The sequence below is a fragment of the Microbacterium sp. B35-30 genome (assembly GCF_010634855.1).
In the GTDB taxonomy this organism is placed as follows: Bacteria; Actinomycetota; Actinomycetes; order Actinomycetales; family Microbacteriaceae; genus Microbacterium.
Genome location: NZ_MWLQ01000023.1, coordinates 1 through 19,049 on the forward strand (window position 1 = coordinate 1; position 19,049 = coordinate 19,049).

The window sequence follows — 19,049 nt, forward strand, 5'->3', positions numbered from 1 at the left end:
TCGCTCAACGACCGTGGGGGAGGTGCGGGGCGTTTCGCCTCGCTCGCTCAACGACCGTGCGGCGAAGGCAGCCAGGTCAGGCGGCGGCGGTCTCGCGTGCGATCGCAGCGATGAAGGCGTCGATGTCGTTCTCGGACGTGTCGAACGCGCACATCCAGCGGACCTCGTTCTTCGCGGCATCCCAGTCGTAGAAGCGGAACGAGGCGCGCAGGCGGTCGGCGACGCCGTCGGGCAGGGTGGCGAAGACGCCGTTCGCCTGCGTCGGCTGCGTGAACGCCACACCGCGGATCGAGCCGTCGGCGAGGCCCGCCTCGACGCCGGCGCGCAGGCGCTGAGCCATGGCGTTGGAGTGCGACGCGTTGCGGAGCCACAGATCGCCCTCGAGCAGAGCCACCAGCTGCGCTGACACGAACCGCATCTTCGACGACAGCTGCATGTCGAGCTTGCGCAGGTACGTCAGGCCCTGCGACGCCTCGGGGTTCAGCACGACGATGGCCTCGCCGAGCATCGCGCCGTTCTTCGTGCCGCCGAAGCTGAGCACGTCGACGCCCACGTCGCGGGTGATCGCACGGAGGGGGAGGTCGAGGGACGCGGCGGCGTTCGAGATGCGCGAGCCGTCCATGTGCAGATGCATGCCGTGGCCGTGCACATGGTCGGCGATCGAGCGCAGCTCGTCGACCGTGTACAGGGTGCCGAGCTCCGTCGACTGCGTGATCGAGACGACGAGCGGCTGAGCCCGGTGCTCGTCACCCCAGCCCCAGGCCTCGCGGTCGATGAGCTCCGGCGTGAGCTTGCCGTCATCGGTCGGCACGTTGAGGATCTTGATACCGCCGACGCGCTCCGGGGCTCCGCCCTCGTCGACGTTGATGTGCGCGGTGGTGGCGGCGATCACGGCGCCCCAGCGGGGCAGCATCGACTGCAGGCCGACGACGTTCGCGCCCGTGCCGTTGAACACCGGATACGCCTCGACGCCCTCGCCGAAGTGGCGCGCCATGACCGCCTGCAGCCGTTCGGTGTAGACGTCCTCGCCGTAGGCGACCTGGTGGCCGTCGTTGGCGGCGGCGATGGCCGCGAGCACCTCGGGGTGGATGCCGGAGTAGTTGTCTGAGGCGAAGCCCCGCAGGTTCGTGTCGTGGATCGTGGTCACGGGTGTCCAATCTAGTTCGCGCGCGGCTGCGCGATGCGCGGCAGGGTTGTCGAGCCTGCCGTCACAGCGAGGGGTCGGTGAGTTCGACGATCGTGTCGTTGGTCTCGGCGGCGGGGGTCGCCCAGAGGTCGGTGAATCTCTGTGCGAGCGCCTCTTCGAGTCCCGAGAGGCTCTTCACACGGAAGACGACGGATGCCGCGGCCAGCGGCTTCCCGGCATCCCGGGCGTCCTTCGCGAACCCCTGCGCGACCGCGCGCGCCCACGCCTCGGTCGCCGCCTTGACCGCGGCGTAGTTCGCGCCGCCCGCGAGCGGACGCCCCACCGCGGTTGAGGACACGACCGCGAGACGCCCGGCGACGGATGCCCGCAGGTCGGCGTCGAAGGCCCGGCTGACGTGACGCAGTGCCGTCAAAGAGCGCTCGAGGAAGCGGTAGTCGTTGTCGCTCTGCCCGGCGAGCCCGCCGCCGCCGCGCCAGCCGCCGACCAGGTGCAGCACGCCGTCGACCGGGCCGTCGGCGGCGTGCACGCGCTCCGCGAGCGTCGTGACAGCAGCTTCGTCCGTGAGGTCGCACACCTCGGTGCGCAGCGCTTCCGAGTCCTGCGCCAGGATGCCAGCATCCGCTCGGACGGCCTCTTCGAGTTCGCGCAGCCGGCCCTCGTCGCGCCCCACAGCGACGACGCGCGCGCCGCCGGCGATCAGGGCGCGTGCGGCCGCGAGGCCCGAGGTGCTGGTCGCGCCGGCGATCACCACGAGTCTGCCTTCGACGCTCATGCTCCTACCCTTCCACGTCGAGATCGTCCGGTCTCGCCCGAACGATTGTCCTCGGCGCCGTCGACCCGGCGCGGCTCAGCCGGTGATCCCGGCCGTCGACTCGATGACGGGCTTCATCTTCTTGTCGAGCGCCTCGAAGAACATCGACAGCGGGAACTCGTCGTCCAGCACGGCGTCCGTGTAGCCCTTCGGCGCGCCGGCGAGGATGTCGTCCGGCAGGCCACGCGCCCATGCCGACGCGGGGTTCGGCGTGAGCGTGGCGCGCACGAGTTCGTACGCCGCGAGCCAGTGGGCGGTCTTCGGCCGGTCGATCGAGCGCCAGTAGAGCTCGTCGATCGCCTCACCCAGTGCGACGACCGCGGCGGGCACGTTCTCCCAGTCGAACGACAGGGCCGTGTCGGTCCAGTGCAGCACGCCCCGCTGGTGCAGCCAGGCGAACAGCAGCTGGCCGCCGAGCCCGTCGTAGTTGCGCACGCGCGTTCCGGTGATCGAGAAGCGGAAGATCCGGTCGAAGATCACCGCGTACTGCACGAGCTTCGCGTGCTCGAGCATCTCCGTCTCGGCGGCATCCAGCGGTTGGACCGGCTCACCGAGTGACAGTGCATCGACCCGCGCCGACAGCCGGCCTTGGATCGCGACGCACTCGCGGAAGGCCGTGAGGTCGCACCGCAGCTCCTCCAGCGAATACAGGAAGTACGGCATCCGCTGCTTGATCATGAAGGGGTCGAACGGCAGATCGCCGCGCATGTGGGTGCGGTCGTGGATGATGTCCCACATCACGAAGGTCTGCTCGGTGAGCGCCTGGTCGTCGAGCATGCGTGCGGCGTCGGCGGGCAGATCCAGCCGTGTGATCTCGGCAGCAGCCCGCACGACGCGGCGGTAGCGCGCCGCTTCGCGGTCCTGGAAGATCGCGCCCCACGTGAACTGCGGGATCTCGCGCATCGCGACCGTCTCGGGGAAGAGCACGGCGCTGTTGGTGTCGTAGCCCGGGGTGAAGTCCAGGAAGCGCAGCGAGACGAAGAGCTTGTTGCCGTAGTCGCCGGCCTCGAGCTGCGCGATGAACTCGGGCCAGATCACCTCGACGAGCACCGCCTCCACACACCGGTTCGGCGAGCCGTTCTGGGTGTACATCGGGAACACGACGAGATGACGGATGCCGTCGGCCCGGTGCTGCTGCGGCTGGAAGGCCTGGAGCGAATCCAGGAAGTCCGGGATGCCGAAGCCTTCGCCCGCCCAGCGCTCGAAGTCGCGCACCGATGCGGCGAGGTACTCGGCGTCGTGCGGCAGCGCGGGGGCGAGGGCGCGGATGCCAGCGATGATGCGGGCGACGTGGGAGTGCGCGTCGACGTGGGATGCGGCATCCGGAATCGAGCCGTCCTTGACCTGCAGGGCCTGGAGCGCGGTCGCCGCCGCCTTGAGCTGCAGCCACGCCGCACTCGTCTCGGCCAGTCCGGCGTCCTCGACGACCTCGGGTTCGCCGACGATGACCTGCGTGGTGCGGGCATGGATGGACATGTGAACCTCCGATCTGCGAGTCGAGGACGATCTCGGTTCCGATTGTACGGGATATCTTCCTGTCAAACATGCCATGGACAGGAAGAGTTCCTGTCGCGGCGAGCGCGCGCTGATAGCCTCGGATCATGAGCGAAGACGGCCCGGCACGCCTCGACGACGACATCGACGAGGGGATCGTGCGCGAGGTCTCGCGCAACGCCCGGGCCACGCTGGCCGAGCTGTCGGCCGCCGTCGGGCTCTCGGTCTCGGCGGTGCAGACGCGGCTGCGGCGGCTCGAGGCTCGCGGTGTCATCACGGGCTATCGGGCGCTCGTCGACGCCGAAGCCGTCGGAAAGCCGCTCGCCGCGTTCGTCGAGATCACGCCCCTCGACCCGGGGCAGCCCGACAACGCTCCCGAGCTGCTCGAGCACCTGTCCGAGATCGAGGCCTGCCACTCGATCGCCGGGGACGCCAGCTACATGCTGCTGGTCAGGGTCGCGTCGCCTCGGCATCTTGAATCGCTCATCCGCGACATCCGCTCGGCCGCATCGGTCAACACACGGACGACGGTCGTGCTGCAGACCTTCTACGAGAACAGGCCCGTCCTCCCTGCGTGAGCGCGCGGGTAGCCTCAGGAGCATGCCCACCTCACCCGAGTCGTCTGCGTTCGCCGACGGCAGCGGCGTGTTCATCGTGCGCAACGTGGCCTCCGGCACCGCCGTCGTTCGGGCAGACCCCGCCGACACGTTCGCCAAGCGCCTGCCCGCGGCCACCGTCCACGAGCTGGCCGAGGGGGAGGACCTCGCCGAGGTCGTCGCCGCTGCGATGGGGTCTGAGGCGCCGCCCGCAGTCCTGGGCGTCTACGGCGGCGACGGCTCGGTCTCCCGCATGGCGGGGCTCGCCCGTCAGCACGGCCGCCCGCTCCTCGTCATGCCCGGGGGCACCTTCAACCACTTCGCCCGCTCGGCGGGCCTCGTCGACGTGGACACGGCCATCGACGCGCTCCAGAGCGGCACGACGATCGAAGTGAGCGCGATCGAGGTGCGGGCGGACGGGGGCGAGCCCATCCTGGCGCTGAACGCGGTGTCGGTGGGCACCTACCCCGAGCTGATCGACGAGCGGGATCGCCGTCGGGCGGCCCTGGGCAAGTGGCTCGGCGGGATCGTCGCGGCGTGGCGGACGCTGCGAGGGGCGGAGTCGCTGACGATCGCGCGCGAGGGCCGGCGGGCGCAGGTGTGGTCGGTGTTCGTCGGGGTCGGCCGCAACGACCCCCAGCGGGTCGCGACGATGCAGCGCGAGACGCTGGTGGAGCCGACGCTCGACGTCCGCATCCACCACGCGCGGGGTTCGCGGGCGCGCGCGATGGCGTCACTCGCGTTCGGGAAGCGCACGGCGGCCGTGCTGCGCGCCGTCGGGCTCATGCCGCCCCGCTCGGACGTCGAGCGTCTGGTCGTCGAGGAGTTCGAGATGACGGTGCGCCTCGAGGAGGGGCATCCGTCGGTCTTCGTCCATGACGGCGAGCTCGAGGAGCAGTCGCCCGGCGGCTTCACGCTGCGCTGCGTCGCCGTTCCCCGCGCGGTAACGGTCTTCGCGTCACCGCTGCCCGGTCGTTGAGCGAGCGAAGCGAGACGAAACGCGCTGAGCCGACGTCGTACGTCAGCCCAGGGCGTTTCGTCTCGCTCGTTCCTCGCTCGCTCAACGACCGGATATCGCCCACTCAGCGAACGAAAGCGACGCCCTCCGTCAGTCGTGCTGCGGGAAGCCCAGGTTGATCCCGCCGTGCGACGGGTCGAGCCAGCGTGACGTGACGGCCTTCTCGGCGGTGAAGAACTCGAAGGCGTGAGGGCCGTACGCCTTCGTGTCACCGAAGTGCGACGCCTTCCAGCCGCCGAACGAGTGGTATGCCACGGGCACCGGAATCGGCACGTTGATGCCGATCATGCCCACCGTCGCCTCGTGTTGGAAGCGCCGAGCGGCACCCCCGTCGTTCGTGAAGATGGCCGTGCCGTTGCCGTACGGGCTCGAGTTGATGATGTCGAGGCCGTCTTCGTAGCCCTCGACCCGCACCACGGACAGCACCGGGCCGAACACCTCGTCGGCGTACACCGACGAGGTCGTCGGCACGTTGTCGATGAGGGTCGGGCCGAGCCAGAAGCCGTTCGGGTCGCCGTCGATGTCGACGTCGCGACCGTCGACGACCACCGAGGCTCCGTCGGATGCCGCCACGTCGATGTACGAGGTGACCTTGTCGCGGTGCTGCCCGGTGATGAGCGGCCCCATGTCGCACCCGCGCATACCGTCGCCGGTGCGGAGCGTCTTCATCCGCTCCGACACCTTGCGCACGAACTCGTCAGCCACCGTGTCGACGGCCAGCACCACCGAGATCGCCATGCAGCGCTCGCCCGCCGAGCCGAAGCCGGCGTTCACGGCGGCGTCCGCGGCGAGGTCGAGGTCGGCATCCGGCAGCACCAGCATGTGGTTCTTCGCGCCGCCGAACGCCTGCACGCGCTTGCCGTGCGACGTCGCCGTCTCGTAGACGTACTTGGCGATCGGCGTCGAGCCGACGAACGAGATCCCGCGCACGTCCGGGTGCTCGAGGAGCGCGTCGACGGCCTCCTTGTCGCCGTGGACGACGTTGAAGACGCCCTCCGGCAGCCCCGCCTCGGTCAGCAGCGCAGCCATCCAGTTGGCGGCCGTCGGGTCCTTCTCGCTGGGCTTCAGCACCACGGCGTTGCCGGCGGCGAGGGCCACCGAGAAGAACCACAGCGGAACCATCGCGGGGAAGTTGAACGGGCTGATGATGCCGACCACGCCCAGCGGCTGGCGGAGCGTGTAGACGTCGATGCCGGTCGAGACGTTCTCGGAGTACGCGCCCTTGGTGAGGTGCCCCACCCCGCACGCGAACTCGACGACCTCCATGCCGCGGGCGATCTCGCCCAGCGCGTCCGAGAGCACCTTGCCGTGCTCGGCGGTGAGGATCTCGGCGAGCTCCTGCTTGCGCTGATTCAGCAGCTCGCGGAAGTTGAACAGCACCGCCTGACGCTTGGCGATCGACGCGTCGCGCCAGAGCGCCCACGCCGCCGACGCGGCGTCGACCGCTTCGCCCACATCGGCCCGCGAGGCGAACCGCACCCGCTTCTGCACGATGCCGAGTGCCGGGTTGAACACCTGTCCCGTGCGATCGGATGACCCCGCCCAGGGGGCGCCGTTCACCCAGTGATCCAGGACAGCCGTGTCTGCATCCACCGTCTCGGTGTGCTCCATCGTGTCCGTCATTGTCGTGTTCCTCCTTTGGAATCCGCCTGAGCGATTCGTGATCGCCCAGCAGTGCGGGATGCACGCGTCAGAAGAGGTCGTCTTCGACGCTCGTCAGGGCTTCATCGTAGATCGCTATCGCCTCCTGCACCTCCCCGTCGGTCACCACGCAGGGCGGTACGACGTGGATGCGGTTGTCGGCGGCGAAAGGCAGCAGGCCGCGTGAAGTGAGCGCCTTCTTGAGACGGCCCATCACGTCCGCGCCCACGGGCTCGCGCGTCTCGCGGTCCGAGACGAGCTCCAGCGCCCAGAAGACGCCCTCGCCCCGCACCTCGCCGATGAGCGGATGCCGCGCCGCGAGGTCGCGCAGCCCCGGACCGATCGCGTCCTCGCCCACGCGGCGGGCGTTGTCGACGATGCCCTCGGACTCCATCGCGTCGATGGAGGCGATGATGGATGCTGCGGCCAGCGGATGCCCGGAGTAGGTGAGCCCGCCGGGGAACACCCGGTCGTCGAACGTCGCCGAGATCGCGTCCGAGATGATCACGCCGCCGACCGGGACGTAGCCGGAGTTCACGCCCTTCGCGAAGGTGATGAGATCGGGCACGACGTCATAGCCCTGGAACGCGAACCAGCGTCCGGTGCGGCCGAAACCGGCCATGACCTCGTCGAGGATGAGCACGATGCCGTACTTGTCGGCCAGCGCCCGCACACCGGCGAGGTAGCCGGGGGGCGGGAGCAGGATGCCGGCGGTGCCGGGAATCGACTCGAGCAGCAGTGCGGCGATCGTCGAGGGGCCCTCCGACTGGATGACGCGCTCGAGGTGGTGCAGCGCCCGCTCGCACTCCTCCTCGGCGGTGGTCGCCCAGAACTCCGAGCGGTACAGGTAGGGGCCGAAGAAGTGCACGTGTCCGCGGGCGAACTGGTTCGGCATCCGTCGCCAGTCACCGGTCGCGACGATCGCCGCCCCGGTGTTGCCGTGATACGACCGGTACGTCGACAGGACGGTGTCGCGGCCGGTGTGAAGGCGGGCCATGCGGATGGCGTTCTCGATCGCGTCGGCGCCGCCGTTGGTGAAGAAGACCTTCGCGAATCCGTCGGGCGCCTTGCCGAGGATGCGCTGCGCCGCGCGCCCGCGGGCGAGGTTGGCGGTGGCGGGGCCGATGGTGGCGAGCTCGTCGGCCTGCGCGCGGATGGCCGCGACGACGGCAGGATGCTGGTGCCCGATGTTGACGTTGACCAGCTGGCTGGAGAAGTCGAGCATGCGCCGGCCCGCGTGGTCCCACACCACCGTTCCTGAGCCGCCGGCGATGACGGGGAGGTCGAGCCCCGCCTGCGCGGACCAGGAGTGGAACACGTGCTCGCGGTCGAGCTCCTTCGCGAGGGCGTCGAGGTCTTCGGTCATGCGGCCACGCTTCCTGTTCTCCGTCGGCGGGTCAAGGGCGTTCGGCGGGCCCAGGGCGTTTCGTCTCTGCGTTTCGACTCGCAAGCTCGCTCAACGACCCCGTTCCTCGCTCGCTCAACGACCGACCGCGAGCCGGTCGTTGAGCGAGCGGAGCGAGTCGAAACGCCCTTCCCGCTACTGGCCGCCCTCGGTGAGGGTGACCTCGATCGGCGTGTACTCGCCGGCGACCTCGATGCCCTCGTCCTTCAGCTCGGCGAGCGCCTGCTCGATGTACTCGTTCGAGTAGGCCGAGTCGGCCGGCTCGGTGGTGATGAGCTCGAGGTCGTCCTGGTTCTTGGCCGACAGTGCTGCCGCAACGGTCTTGTCCCAGGCGGCCTCGTCGACGAGCCCGAAGTCGGCGCCCGTCCAGATGAGCTTGTTGACCTCGTTCATCTGCCACAACTGGTGCACGGGACCCACGGGGAACGCGGCCTCGGCGTTGGAGGCGATGTCGTAGACGATCGCCGCGGCCTCTTCGGGGTTGTCGCGCGCGTAGATCCAGCCCTTGGTGACGGCCTTGAGGAACCGGACCGCTGCGTCGGCGTAGGCCGGGTCTTCCTCGAGCCGCTGCGTGTCGGCCCAGATGGCGTCCTGGAGCATGGCGCCCTCGGTGTCTTCGTACGACATGACGTCGAAGTCCTCGGGCTGGTAGAGCTCGCCGGTCTCGGGGTTCACGACCTCGAGGATCTGCGCCCACTCGTTGTACGTCATGGCCTGCGCGGCGTCGACGTCGCGGTCGAGCAGGGCGTTCATCGAGAAGTCCTGGGTCGTGATCGACACGGAGGTCGAATCGAGATCCTCGGCGGCCATGGCCGCGAAGATCTCCCACTCGTTGCCGAAGCCCCACGAGCCGATCCGCTTGCCCTCGAAGTCGGCGACCGAGGTGACGCCGTCGCCCTTCCACGCCACCTGCAGGGTGCCCGACTTCTGGAACACCTGCGCGATGTCGGTGAGCTCGACGCCGGTCGCCTCGAGAGTGCCGAGCACCTTGGGCACCCAGGCGATCGCGAAGTCCGCGTCGCCCGCCACGAGCGCGTCCTGCGGGACGATGTCGCCGCCGGACGGCAGGATCTCGACGTCGTCGAAGCCCTCCTCCTCGAAGTAGCCCTGTTCCTGGGCCACGTAATATCCCGCGAACTGTGCCTGCGGCAGCCATTGCAGCTGCAGCTTGATCGATGTGAGCGGCTCGAAGTCCTCGCCGGTGTCGCCGCCGTTGTCGTCGCTCGCGCCGGAACAGGCGGCGAGCGCGAGGGCCGCGACTGTCGCGACGGATGCCGCGGCCAGCCCACGTCGGATGCCCGGGCTGCGTGAGTTGCTGTGTCTCATTGCGTTCCTTTCGTGTGGTGCGGTTGCTTGGTGTGGAGCTTGTCGAACCCGCCGGTCAGGCCGGCGACCGCCTCGTCGCCAGCCGCTCGAGGAGCGAGGTCGCGAGGAAGAACACGAGGCCGATGATGATGCCGCCGAGGACGTACGCCCACGCGAGCGCGGCGCGGCCGGACTTGGCGTAGGTCGCGATGGCGGTGCCGATGCCGTCGGCGGGACCGCCGAAGTACTCGGCGACCAGCGCGGCGATCACGGCGAGCGAGCTCGCGATGCGCAGGCCCGTCATCAGGTAGGGGAGGGCGGTGGGCAGGGTGAGCACCCGGAACGTCTGGAAGCCGGATGCCGCGGACGAGCGCAGCAGGTCGCGGTGCACGGGGCGGGTCTGGCGGAGGCCGCGGAGCACGTTGACGAACACCGGGATGAAGGCGGCGATCGTCGCCACCGCCTGGCGCCCGAACTGGCTCGACGCGCCGAACATGGTGTTGAGGATCGGCGTGACGGCGACGATCGGGATCACTGCCAGGGCAGACACGAGCGGCGCCAGCATGCCGTCGATCGGCCGGGCGGCCGCGGCGAGCCCCGCGAAGACGAGGGCGAGGAGCGAACCCACGGCCAGGCCGATGAGCGCGTTCGTGGCGGTGATCGACATGTCCTCGAGGATGATCGGGAACCGCCGGACGAATTCCTCGGCGATGGCGATCGGGCTCGGCAGCATCCGGGGCGCGGTGCCGAGCACGTCGACCCAGAAGATCCAGACGGCGAGGATCAGGATGCCGACCACGACGGGCGCCACCCATCGCAGCCAGTCCGGAAGCTCGCGCTCGCCGGGCGCCGGCGCCGCGCCCGCCGGCGTCGGCGGGGCGGGCAGCATCGTGGTCGCGGCATCCGTCATGACTCACTCGCTCTCGCGACCGGGGAGCCGTGCAGCGCCTCGCGGACGGCGGTCACGCGGTCGAAGAACGCGGGGGACTCGCGCAGCGCCTCGTCCCGCTGGTCGCCGAGGCCCGTCTCGATGACGTCGGTGATGCGGCCGGGACGCGGGCTCATCACCACGACGCGGTCGGACAGGAAGACGGCCTCCGGGATCGAGTGCGTGACGAACACCACCGCGGCGGAGGTCTCGGCCGCGATGCGCGTGAGCTCGGACTGCAGTCGCTCGCGCGTCATCTCGTCGAGCGCGCCGAACGGCTCGTCCATGAGCAGGAGCTTCGGCCGCGCGGCGAGTGCGCGAGCGATGGCGACGCGCTGCTGCATTCCGCCCGACAGCTGGTCGGGGTACCGGTCGACGAAGTCCGACAGACCGACCAGCTCGGCGAGCTCGGCGACGCGGGTCGCCCGCTCGGCCTTGCCGGTGCCGTGCAGCTCGAGCGGCAGTCCGATGTTGGCGGCCACCGTGCGCCACGGCAGGAGCCCTGCCTGTTGGAAGGCGATGCCGTAGTCCTGGTCGATCCGGGCGCGCTTGGCGGGCTTGCCGAAGATCTCGAGGGTGCCGGTGGTGGCCTGGTCGAGGTCGGCGATCAGGCGCAGGAGCGTGGACTTGCCGCAGCCCGAAGGGCCGATGAGCGAGACGAACTCGCCCGCGGCGACCTCGAGCTCGACCTCGGTGAGCGCGACGACCTCCCCGGTCTTCGTCGGGAACACCTTCCCGACTCCGGCTGCGTGCACGGCAAGGTCCGTCATGCGGTGGCCTCTCCTCTGCGGTAGTTGGCGAGTCCGAGCCCGATCAGCGCGACCGAGCCGGCGGCGATGAGGCCGAGGGCGATCGAGCCGAACGTCGGCCCCCACGGCGCGGCGGGGTCGCTCGAGGCCTGACCCGCGAGCTGGATGAGCATGCGGCCGATGCCGCCGCGCATGCCGATCGAGACCTCGGCGACGACCGCGCCGAGCACGGCGTTCGCGGCGGCGAGCCGCAGCGCGGGCAGCAGGTGCGGCACCGCGGCGGGCAGCCGCAGCCTGAGGAGGGTCGGCCAGTAGCCGGCGGCGTAGCTGTTCATGAGGTCGAGATGGATGCGGTCCGGCGAGGCGAGACCGTGCAGCACGCCGACGGCCACGGGGAAGAACGCGAGGTACGACGCGATGACGGCGACCGACAGCCACTGCGGCCACGTGCCGCCGCCGCGGTCGATCTGATTGCCGATCGCGTTGACGACCGGGGCGAACGCGATCAGCGGCACGATCTGGCTGACCACGATCCAGGGGAGCAGGCCCCATTCCAGCAGGCGCCAGCGCTGCATCACGAGACCGAGCACCGCACCGACGGCGACGCCGATCAGCCAGCCGACGGCGGCGATGCCGAGCGTCAGGAGGGCGGCACCGGCGACCGAGACCCACAGCGGCGGGGTGTCGCCGCCGCTCGTCGGTGCGAACAGGCGGGCGACCATGTCCCAGACGTGCGGCATCGCCCGATCATGGGCGCGCGGCAGGATCATGACGCCCGACCCCGACTCGCCGTCCACCGCCCCGACCACGAATCCTTCGCGGGGCCCGAGGAACTTGTACAGCTCCCACAGCACGAGCACAGCGAGCACGCCGAGGGCTCCCCAGCCCGCGGCGATCCAGCCGCGAAGCTCTCCCTGCCTTCGGGCCGACCAGCCGATCGGTCTCATGCCGCAGACCTCACTTCTTCGCGGCCACGTGGGTCTGGAGCGCGGGGATCACGGTCTCGCCGTAGACGCGCAGCGTCTCCTCCTTGTTGTCGTGCTGGAGATAGCCGGCGAACTGCGTCACGCCCAGCTCGCGCAGCTGCTCGAGCTTGGCGATGTGCTCGTCGGCGGTGCCGAGGATGCAGAAGCGCTCCACGATCTCGTCGGGCACGAAGTCGACGTGGTCGTTGTCGGCCCTGCCGTGGGTGTTGTAGTCGTAGCCCTGGCGGCCGGCGATGTAGTCGGTCAGCGCGTCGGGGACCGCGCCATGCTCGCCGTACTTCGCGACGATGTCGGCGACGTGGTTGCCGACCATCCCGCCGAACCAGCGGCACTGGTCCCGCATGTGGTCCCGGTCGTCGCCGATGTACATCGGCGCCGCGACGCAGAAGGCGAGGGCCTCGGGGTCGCGGCCGGCGGCGGCTGCGGCATCCTTCACCGTCTTGATCATCCAGGCGGCGATGTCGACGTCGGCGAGCTGCAGGATGAAGCCGTCGCCCACCTCGCCGGTGAGCTTGAGGGCCATCGGCCCGTAAGCCGCGACCCAGACGTCGAGCTCGGAGCCGCGGCTCCACGGGAACTGCAGCGTCGCACCCTTGTACTCGACCGCACGCGAGTTCGCGAGCTCGCGGATGACGTGGATCGACTCGCGCAGCTCGGCCATCGTCACCGGCTTGCCGTTGGTGACCCGCACAGCCGAGTCACCGCGCCCGATGCCGCAGATCGTGCGGTTGCCGTACATCTCGTTGAGCGTGGCGAAGACAGATGCCGTGACCGTCCAATCGCGCGTCGCCGGGTTCGTCACGAACGGCCCCACCGTGACCCGCTTGGTCTCGGCGAGAATCGCGGAGTGGATGACGTAGGGCTCCTGCCACAGCAGGTGCGAGTCGAACGTCCACACGTGGCTGAACCCGTGCGCCTCGGCGAGCCGGGCGAGCTGCACCGTGCGCGCGGCCGGCGGATTGGTCTGCAGAACGACTCCGAAGTCCATGTGTGCTCCTATTCCGGACGCGTTTCGTCTCGCTCGTTCCTCGCTCGCTCAACGACCGCGAGACATGCCGGTCGTTGAGCGTGCGAAGCGAGACGAAACGCAGAGACGAGACGCGTCATGGTCAGATGAGGTACTGCGAGAGGCCGCGCTTGAGGAAGCGGCCGTCGCCCTTGGCGCCGAGGTACTGTCCGCCGTCGACCACGACCTTGCCGCGCGAGATCACGGTGTCGACGTGCCCGTCGATCTCATAGCCCTCCCACGCGGAGTGGTCCATGTTCATGTGGTGGGATGCCGCGGAGATGCTGGTGTGCCCGTCCGGGTCGTAGACGACGACGTCGCCGTCCGCGCCCGGCTGGATCACGCCCTTGCGGCCGTAGAGCCCGAACATGCGCGCGGGCGTCGTCGAGGTGAGCTCCACCCACCGCTCCAGCGTGATCTTGCCGGTCACGACCCCCTGGTACATGAGGTCCATGCGGTGCTCGACCGAGCCGATGCCGTTGGGGATGGCACGGAAGTCGTCCTTGCCGAGCTCCTTCTGGCCCTTCATGCAGAACGGGCAGTGGTCGGTCGACACCATCTGGATGTCGTTGGTGCGCAGCGCCTGCCACATGTGGTGCTGGTGGCCCTCCTTGCTGCTGCGCAGCGGCGTTGAGCACACCCACTTGGCGCCCTCGAACTGCCCCCACTCCTCACTGAAGGCCCCGAGCTGCTCCTCGAGCGACAGGTAGAGGTACTGCGGGCACGTCTCGCCGAACACGTTCCAGCCCTGGTCGCGCGCCCATGCGATCTGGTCGACCGCCTGCTTGGCGCTCACGTGCACCGTGTAGAGCGGCGCGCCGGTGAGGTTCGCCAGCATGATCGCGCGGTGCGTGGCCTCTTCTTCCATCTGCCAGGCGCGCGCGATGCCGTGGTAGTACGGCGCCTTCTTGCCGGCTTCGGCCAGCTGCGCCGCGAGCACGTCGATCGCCGGGCCGTTCTCGGCGTGCATCATGGTGAGCAGGCCCGTCTCGGCCGACACCTGCATCGCCTTCAGCACCTGAGCGTCGTCGGAGTAGAAGACGCCGGGGTAGGCCATGAAGAGCTTGAAGCTCGAGATGCCCTCGTCGAGGAGCCCCCGCATCGCGGCAAGCGAGTCGTCGTCGACGCCGCCGACGATCTGGTGGAACCCGTAGTCGATCGCGCAGTTGCCGGCGGCCTTCTCATGCCAGGCAGCCAGGCCGTCCTGCACGCGCTCGCCGTAGCGCTGCACCGCGAAGTCGATGATCGACGTCGTGCCGCCCCAGGCCGCCGCCCGGGTGCCCGTCTCGAACGTGTCGGACGCGTTCGTGCCGCCGAAAGGCAGTTCCATATGCGTGTGCGCGTCGATGCCGCCGGGGATCACGTACTTGCCGGTCGCGTCGATGACGGTGTCGACGGATGCCGCGACATCCGTCCCGAGAAGCTGCGAGCCGGGCGCGAGCACGGCGGCGATCGTCTCGCCGTCGATGAGAACGTCGGCTTCGCCGCGCCCGGTCGCCGAGACGACGGTCCCGCCGGTGATGAGTGTGGTGGTCATTGCATCTCCCTTGATCCCCGTCGTTGAGCGAGCGAAGCGAGACGAAACGCGTCATCCGTGCGCTCGGGCCGCTTTGTCTCGATCGTTCCTCGCTCGCTCAACGACCGCATATCGGTCACGGCTTCGCGATCCGCGTGTACGAGTCGGGCCGGCGGTCGCGGTAGAACTGCCAGTCGTCGCGCATCTCGCGCACCATCTCGAGGTCGAGGTCGCGCACCAGCAGCTCCTCCTGGTCGCCCGAGCCGCGCTCGCCGACGAAGTTCCCCCGGGGGTCGATCACCTGGCTCGTGCCGTAGAAGTCGACCGCGAGGTCGCCGTACTCGTTGTCTTCGCGGCCCACGCGGTTGGGCTGCAGCACGAAGTAGCCGTTGGCGACGGCCGCCGCCGGACCCTCGACCTCCCAGAGCCGGTTGGAGAGCCCGGGCTTCGTGGCGTTGGGGTTGAAGACCATATGCGCGTCGGCGAGGCCGAGCTCGCGCCAGCCTTCGGGGAAGTGCCGGTCGTAGCAGATGTACATGCCGACGCGTCCGACGGCGGTGTCGAAGACGGGGTACCCGAGGTTGCCGGGGCGGAAGTAGAACTTCTCCCAGAAGCGGTCGAGGTGCGGCAGGTGGTGCTTGCGGTAGCTGCCGAGGATGGTGCCGTCGGCATCCACCAGCACCGCGGTGTTGTAGTAGACGCCCGTCTCGGCCTCCTCGTAGATCGGGAGCACCATCACGATCCCGAGCTCCTTGGCCAACGCGGCGAACCGCTGCACGATCGGGCCGTCCACCGGCTCGGCGAAGCGGTAGTACTTCTTGTCCTGGGTGATGCCGAAGTAGGGCCCGTAGAAGAGCTCCTGGAAGCACACCACCTGCGCACCCTGGGCTGCGGCATCGCGCGCGAACCCTTCGTGCTTGTCGAGCATCGACTCTTTGTCGCCCGTCCACGTGGTCTGTGAAATCGCCGCGCGTACCGTCGTCATCGTCTCTCCGTTCGTGAACCGGCGCGTGCCGTGTTCCTCGTCCCTCGGGTGGGACCGGCGGGGTCCGCTCCCGCGGCGACCCTGCACCCCGATCCTGTCGACCCGACGTTTCCCGTCGGTTTCGGCCTGTGACGCGACAGTAAAGCCTGACCCGGTGCGGCGCAATGGTTGGTTCGGCCGACCTTTCGATCGATCGCGGGGTGGATGCCGCGGCATCCGTCGTACATCTCCGGACGGATGCCGCCCCACAGGGCTTCCCGTAACGTGAAACGGTGTTCCGCCGCCTGAAGACGTACCAGCTCGTCGCCGACCTGTCGGTCGCGCTGGTCTTCCTGCTCATCGCCTGGCCCCTCGAGGCGGTCATGGCGACCGGTGCGTTCGGCGTGGAGTACGGATTCGGCGCGGAGGGGCACACCGTATTCGGGCTGCTCGTCGCGGGCCTGTTCAGCGCGGCGCTGGCGCTCCGCCGACTCTCGCCCGCGCTCGCCCTGGGCATCGCGTGGATCGGCGCCCTGGTGCAGATGGGTCTCGGCCGTCCGCCGAGCTTCTCGGACGTCGCGATCTGCGCCGTGCTGTACGCCACCGCCGCGTACGGGTCGCGGCTGGTGTACTGGGCGGGCTTCGCGTCGGCGATCGTCGGAGCCCTGGTGATCACGGTCTACCTCTTCGCCGGGCCGGTGTTCGCGGGGGGCGGGCTGTCGTGGGAGACGCTGCCGCTGGCTCTCGTGCTGCTCGTCGCGGCCGCGTTCGCCCTCGGGCTCTCGTGGACCGTGGGCGCCCTCGTGCGCACCGCGGTGAGGGCGCGGGAGAATCGCGAGGCGCAGCAGCGCGCCGAAGCCGAGACGGTCGCGGAGCAGGAGCGCGTGCGCATCGCCCGGGACATGCACGACGTGGTGGCGCATTCGCTCGCCGTCGTGATCGCCCAGGCCGACGGTGCGCGCTATGCCGCCGCGGCGGATCCCGCAGTCGCCACAGACGCGCTGGCGACGATCTCGACCACCGCCCGTTCGGCGCTCGCCGACGTGCGGCTGCTGCTCGGTCAGCTCAGGCACCGCCAGGGCGACGGGCCGCAGCCGACGATCGGCGACCTGGAGGAGCTCTACGCGCAGGTGCGCGCGGCCGGGGTGCAGTTGCGGGTCGACGTCGATCCCGCGCCGCAGCCCAGTTCGGCAGAGGGCCGTCCAGCAGAGGGCGAGCCGGCGGCCGCCGTGCAGCTCGCCGTCTACCGCATCCTTCAGGAGGCGCTGACGAACGCCCTCCGCCATGGCGCTCCCGGCGGCCCCGTCGACGTGCACCTGGGATGGCTGGCGGACCGCGTCGAGCTCGATGTGCGCAACCCGATCGTTCCAGGCACCCAGCCGGGGCGGTTCGGCCATGGGCTCATCGGCATGCGCGAGCGTGCGCAGCTCGCCGGCGGCAGGCTCGACGCGGCCGACGAGTTCGGCGCCTTCACCGTGCGCGCGCACATCCCGATCGGAGATCTCGCATGATCCGCGTCGTGCTGGTCGACGACCAGGCGCTGTTCCGCGCCGGCATCCGCATGCTCATCGACTCGCAGCCCGACCTGGAGGTCGTCGCCGAGGCCCCTGACGGCCGTGAGGGGATCGATGCGGTGCGCCGGTCGCGGCCGGACGTGGTGCTCATGGACATCCGCATGCCGGTCCTGGACGGCCTCGCGGCCACCGCGGAGCTCCTCGCCGACACCCCGGAGCCGGGAGTGCCGTCGCCGCGCATCGTGATGCTCACGACCTTCGACCTCGACGAGGCGGCGGCCCGGGCCATCCGGCAGGGCGCCAGCGGGTTCCTCCTCAAGGACGCCGACCCCGAGTTCCTCCTCGCCGCGATCCGCACGGTGCACGCCGGATCAGCCGTGATCGCGGCATCCGCCACCCGCGAGCTCTTCGAGCGCTTCACGGATGCCGCGCCGCAGCCGGTGCCCCCGTCCTACGGCGACCTCACCGACCGTGAGCGCGAGATCTTCGCGCTCGCCGCGCGCGGGCTCTCGAACGCCGAGATCGCGGCGCGCGAGTTCCTCTCTGAGGCCACCGTGAAGACGCACATCAGCCGCATCCTCACGAAGCTCGGGCTGCGCGACCGCGTGCAGCTCGTCGTGTTCGCGTTCGAGCACGGCCTGGCGTAGGGCCACGCACCACCGTCCCACGTTTCGTCTCGCTCGTTCCTCGCTCGCTCAACGACCGGGGGAAGGTTCCGGTCGTTGAGCGAGGGAGCGCCAGCGACCGAGACGAAACGCGGTAGCGCCTCGCACCACCGTCCCACCACGTTTCGTCTCGCTCGTTCTTCGCTCGCTCAACGACTGGGGGAAGGTTCCGGTCGTTGAGCGAGGGAGCGCCAGCGACCGAGACGAAACGCGGTAGCGCCTCGCATCACCGTCTCACCACGTTTCGTCTCGCTCGTTCTTCGCTCGCTCAACGACTGGGGGAAGGTTCCGGTCGTTGAGCGAGGGAGCGCCAGCGACCGAGACGAAACGCCTCGAGCCTCTCGACGACCGAGGCCCTTGCGAAGTCATCCTCCAGATGTACACGGATGCCTCGCCGGGCCGACGCGGGAGACCGGGGGCCGTCCATACCGTCGTAGGCATGGAACTCTCATCGACCGACTTGGGCCTCGCCGCCCGGGTGCAGCAGCTCAGCAAGACCTATGGCACCGGCGAGAGCACGGTGCATGCGCTCGACGGGGTGAGCGTCGGCATCCGCCGCGGCGAGTTCACCGCGATCATGGGCCCGTCGGGCTCGGGCAAGTCCACGCTCATGCACATCATGGCCGGCCTCGACGCGCCCAGCTCCGGCCGCGCCTGGATCGGCGACACCGACATCACCGGGCTCTCCGACCTGGAGCTCACCATCCTGCGCCGGCGTCGTGTCGGCTTCGTGTTCCAGGCGTTCAACCTCGTGCCGACCCTCGATGCCCTCGGCAACATCCTGCTGCCGTTCGACCTCGACGGGCGCCGGCCCACGGCGCTCGAGCGAGCGCGCATCGACGGGCTCATCGAGCGCCTCGGCCTCACGAGCCGCCTCGGGCACCGGCCGCACCAGCTGTCGGGCGGGCAGCAGCAGCGCGTGGCGATCGCCCGCGCCCTCGCGACCGCGCCCGACCTGGTGTTCGCCGACGAGCCGACCGGCAACCTCGACTCGCGGTCGGGCCGTGAGGTGCTCGCCCTGCTCGCCGCCGCCACGCGCGAGCACGGCCAATCGATCGCGATGGTCACGCACGACCCGGTCGCCGCCTCCCACGCCGACCGCGTGCTGTTCCTCGGCGACGGGCGCATCGTCGCCGACAAGCCGCGCCAGAGCGCCGAGGAGATCTCGGCGTACATGCTCGCGTCCGAGCTGACCGCGGGGGCGCCGGTTCCCGCGTCGTCGGCCGTAGGCCACCGGGTCGCGGAGGTGACGTCGTGAGCTCCGTCGCCACGACTGAGCGCCCGCCTGGGCTCGAGGCATCCGT

General features: G+C 69.9%; 17 protein-coding genes. 5 read left to right on the plus strand and 12 right to left on the minus strand.

What is annotated here, in order from left to right:
* Positions 1-76: 76 nt before the first annotated feature.
* The 3 genes from B2K11_RS13400 to B2K11_RS13410 form a co-directional block, all read right to left on the minus strand.
* On the minus strand, positions 77-1,147 hold the full coding sequence (locus tag B2K11_RS13400) for a low specificity L-threonine aldolase (protein ID WP_163618795.1): 1,071 nt from the start codon (positions 1,145-1,147) through the stop codon (positions 77-79).
* Positions 1,148-1,208: 61 nt separating this feature from the next.
* The gene (locus B2K11_RS13405) at positions 1,209-1,919 is read right to left on the minus strand and encodes an SDR family oxidoreductase (protein ID WP_163618796.1); all 711 of its coding nucleotides are present in this window, start codon (positions 1,917-1,919) and stop codon (positions 1,209-1,211) included.
* A gap of 75 nt (positions 1,920-1,994) precedes the next feature.
* Complete coding sequence (locus tag B2K11_RS13410; protein ID WP_163618797.1) at positions 1,995-3,434, minus strand: DUF6421 family protein; 1,440 nt, start codon at positions 3,432-3,434, stop codon at positions 1,995-1,997.
* Positions 3,435-3,559: 125 nt separating this feature from the next.
* Here B2K11_RS13410 and B2K11_RS13415 point away from each other — a divergent pair, with 125 nt between their 5' ends.
* Complete coding sequence (locus B2K11_RS13415; RefSeq protein ID WP_163618798.1) at positions 3,560-4,030, plus strand: Lrp/AsnC family transcriptional regulator; 471 nt, start codon at positions 3,560-3,562, stop codon at positions 4,028-4,030.
* A gap of 22 nt (positions 4,031-4,052) precedes the next feature.
* Positions 4,053-5,027, plus strand: coding sequence for a diacylglycerol kinase family protein (locus tag B2K11_RS13420; RefSeq protein ID WP_239526051.1), 975 nt, complete (start codon positions 4,053-4,055; stop codon positions 5,025-5,027).
* A 129-nt stretch (positions 5,028-5,156) separates the two neighbouring features.
* Here the strand turns inward: B2K11_RS13420 and B2K11_RS13425 are convergent, their stop codons facing one another.
* From B2K11_RS13425 to B2K11_RS13465, 9 genes are all read right to left on the minus strand, one after another.
* A complete protein-coding gene (locus tag B2K11_RS13425) occupies positions 5,157-6,689 on the minus strand; it encodes a CoA-acylating methylmalonate-semialdehyde dehydrogenase (protein WP_163618799.1) in 1,533 nt (510 codons plus the stop codon).
* 67 nt (positions 6,690-6,756) lie between these two features.
* Entirely contained in the window at positions 6,757-8,073 is a 1,317-nt protein-coding gene (locus tag B2K11_RS13430) for an aspartate aminotransferase family protein (RefSeq protein ID WP_163618800.1), read from the minus strand.
* A gap of 174 nt (positions 8,074-8,247) precedes the next feature.
* On the minus strand, positions 8,248-9,438 hold the full coding sequence (locus B2K11_RS13435; protein WP_163618801.1) for an ABC transporter substrate-binding protein: 1,191 nt from the start codon (positions 9,436-9,438) through the stop codon (positions 8,248-8,250).
* A gap of 55 nt (positions 9,439-9,493) precedes the next feature.
* Positions 9,494-10,327: an ABC transporter permease subunit gene (locus B2K11_RS13440; protein WP_163618802.1), complete on the minus strand. Its 834-nt coding sequence runs from the start codon at positions 10,325-10,327 to the stop codon at positions 9,494-9,496.
* Positions 10,324-11,115, minus strand: coding sequence for an ABC transporter ATP-binding protein (locus B2K11_RS13445; protein WP_163618803.1), 792 nt, complete (start codon positions 11,113-11,115; stop codon positions 10,324-10,326). The genes B2K11_RS13440 and B2K11_RS13445 overlap by 4 nt, the downstream gene beginning before the upstream one ends.
* A complete protein-coding gene (locus B2K11_RS13450; protein ID WP_163618804.1) occupies positions 11,112-12,041 on the minus strand; it encodes an ABC transporter permease subunit in 930 nt (309 codons plus the stop codon). The genes B2K11_RS13445 and B2K11_RS13450 overlap by 4 nt, the downstream gene beginning before the upstream one ends.
* A 10-nt stretch (positions 12,042-12,051) precedes the next feature.
* Positions 12,052-13,068 (minus strand): TIGR03842 family LLM class F420-dependent oxidoreductase, encoded by a 1,017-nt coding sequence (locus B2K11_RS13455; RefSeq protein ID WP_163618805.1) that lies wholly within the window; start codon positions 13,066-13,068, stop codon positions 12,052-12,054.
* A gap of 121 nt (positions 13,069-13,189) precedes the next feature.
* The gene (hydA, locus tag B2K11_RS13460) at positions 13,190-14,623 is read right to left on the minus strand and encodes a dihydropyrimidinase (RefSeq protein ID WP_163618806.1); all 1,434 of its coding nucleotides are present in this window, start codon (positions 14,621-14,623) and stop codon (positions 13,190-13,192) included.
* A 115-nt stretch (positions 14,624-14,738) separates the two neighbouring features.
* Complete coding sequence (locus tag B2K11_RS13465) at positions 14,739-15,587, minus strand: nitrilase-related carbon-nitrogen hydrolase (protein ID WP_163618807.1); 849 nt, start codon at positions 15,585-15,587, stop codon at positions 14,739-14,741.
* Positions 15,588-15,859: 272 nt separating this feature from the next.
* Between B2K11_RS13465 and B2K11_RS13470 the strand changes: the two genes are divergently transcribed.
* From B2K11_RS13470 to B2K11_RS13480, 3 genes are all read left to right on the plus strand, one after another.
* Positions 15,860-17,077 (plus strand): histidine kinase, encoded by a 1,218-nt coding sequence (locus B2K11_RS13470; RefSeq protein ID WP_163618808.1) that lies wholly within the window; start codon positions 15,860-15,862, stop codon positions 17,075-17,077.
* Positions 17,074-17,727: a response regulator transcription factor gene (locus tag B2K11_RS13475; protein WP_163618809.1), complete on the plus strand. Its 654-nt coding sequence runs from the start codon at positions 17,074-17,076 to the stop codon at positions 17,725-17,727. The genes B2K11_RS13470 and B2K11_RS13475 overlap by 4 nt, the downstream gene beginning before the upstream one ends.
* A 457-nt stretch (positions 17,728-18,184) precedes the next feature.
* Positions 18,185-19,003 (plus strand): ABC transporter ATP-binding protein, encoded by an 819-nt coding sequence (locus tag B2K11_RS13480; protein WP_163618810.1) that lies wholly within the window; start codon positions 18,185-18,187, stop codon positions 19,001-19,003.
* Positions 19,004-19,049 lie beyond the last annotated feature (46 nt).

Excerpts from the sequence above, each read along its gene's own strand:
- B2K11_RS13415 (WP_163618798.1), top strand. The coding sequence starts at position 3,560 with ATGAGCGAAGACGGCCCGGCACGCCTCGACGACGACATCGACGAGGGG.
- B2K11_RS13425 (WP_163618799.1), bottom strand. The coding sequence starts at position 6,689 with ATGACGGACACGATGGAGCACACCGAGACGGTGGATGCAGACACGGCT.
- hydA (WP_163618806.1), bottom strand. The coding sequence starts at position 14,623 with ATGACCACCACACTCATCACCGGCGGGACCGTCGTCTCGGCGACCGGG.
- B2K11_RS13480 (WP_163618810.1), top strand. The coding sequence starts at position 18,185 with ATGGAACTCTCATCGACCGACTTGGGCCTCGCCGCCCGGGTGCAGCAG.
- B2K11_RS13420 (WP_239526051.1), top strand. The coding sequence starts at position 4,053 with ATGCCCACCTCACCCGAGTCGTCTGCGTTCGCCGACGGCAGCGGCGTG.
- B2K11_RS13445 (WP_163618803.1), bottom strand. The coding sequence starts at position 11,115 with ATGACGGACCTTGCCGTGCACGCAGCCGGAGTCGGGAAGGTGTTCCCG.
- B2K11_RS13455 (WP_163618805.1), bottom strand. The coding sequence starts at position 13,068 with ATGGACTTCGGAGTCGTTCTGCAGACCAATCCGCCGGCCGCGCGCACG.
- B2K11_RS13410 (WP_163618797.1), bottom strand. The coding sequence starts at position 3,434 with ATGTCCATCCATGCCCGCACCACGCAGGTCATCGTCGGCGAACCCGAG.
- B2K11_RS13405 (WP_163618796.1), bottom strand. The coding sequence starts at position 1,919 with ATGAGCGTCGAAGGCAGACTCGTGGTGATCGCCGGCGCGACCAGCACC.
- B2K11_RS13440 (WP_163618802.1), bottom strand. The coding sequence starts at position 10,327 with ATGACGGATGCCGCGACCACGATGCTGCCCGCCCCGCCGACGCCGGCG.
- B2K11_RS13450 (WP_163618804.1), bottom strand. The coding sequence starts at position 12,041 with ATGAGACCGATCGGCTGGTCGGCCCGAAGGCAGGGAGAGCTTCGCGGC.
- B2K11_RS13430 (WP_163618800.1), bottom strand. The coding sequence starts at position 8,073 with ATGACCGAAGACCTCGACGCCCTCGCGAAGGAGCTCGACCGCGAGCAC.
- B2K11_RS13475 (WP_163618809.1), top strand. The coding sequence starts at position 17,074 with ATGATCCGCGTCGTGCTGGTCGACGACCAGGCGCTGTTCCGCGCCGGC.
- B2K11_RS13465 (WP_163618807.1), bottom strand. The coding sequence starts at position 15,587 with ATGACGACGGTACGCGCGGCGATTTCACAGACCACGTGGACGGGCGAC.
- B2K11_RS13435 (WP_163618801.1), bottom strand. The coding sequence starts at position 9,438 with ATGAGACACAGCAACTCACGCAGCCCGGGCATCCGACGTGGGCTGGCC.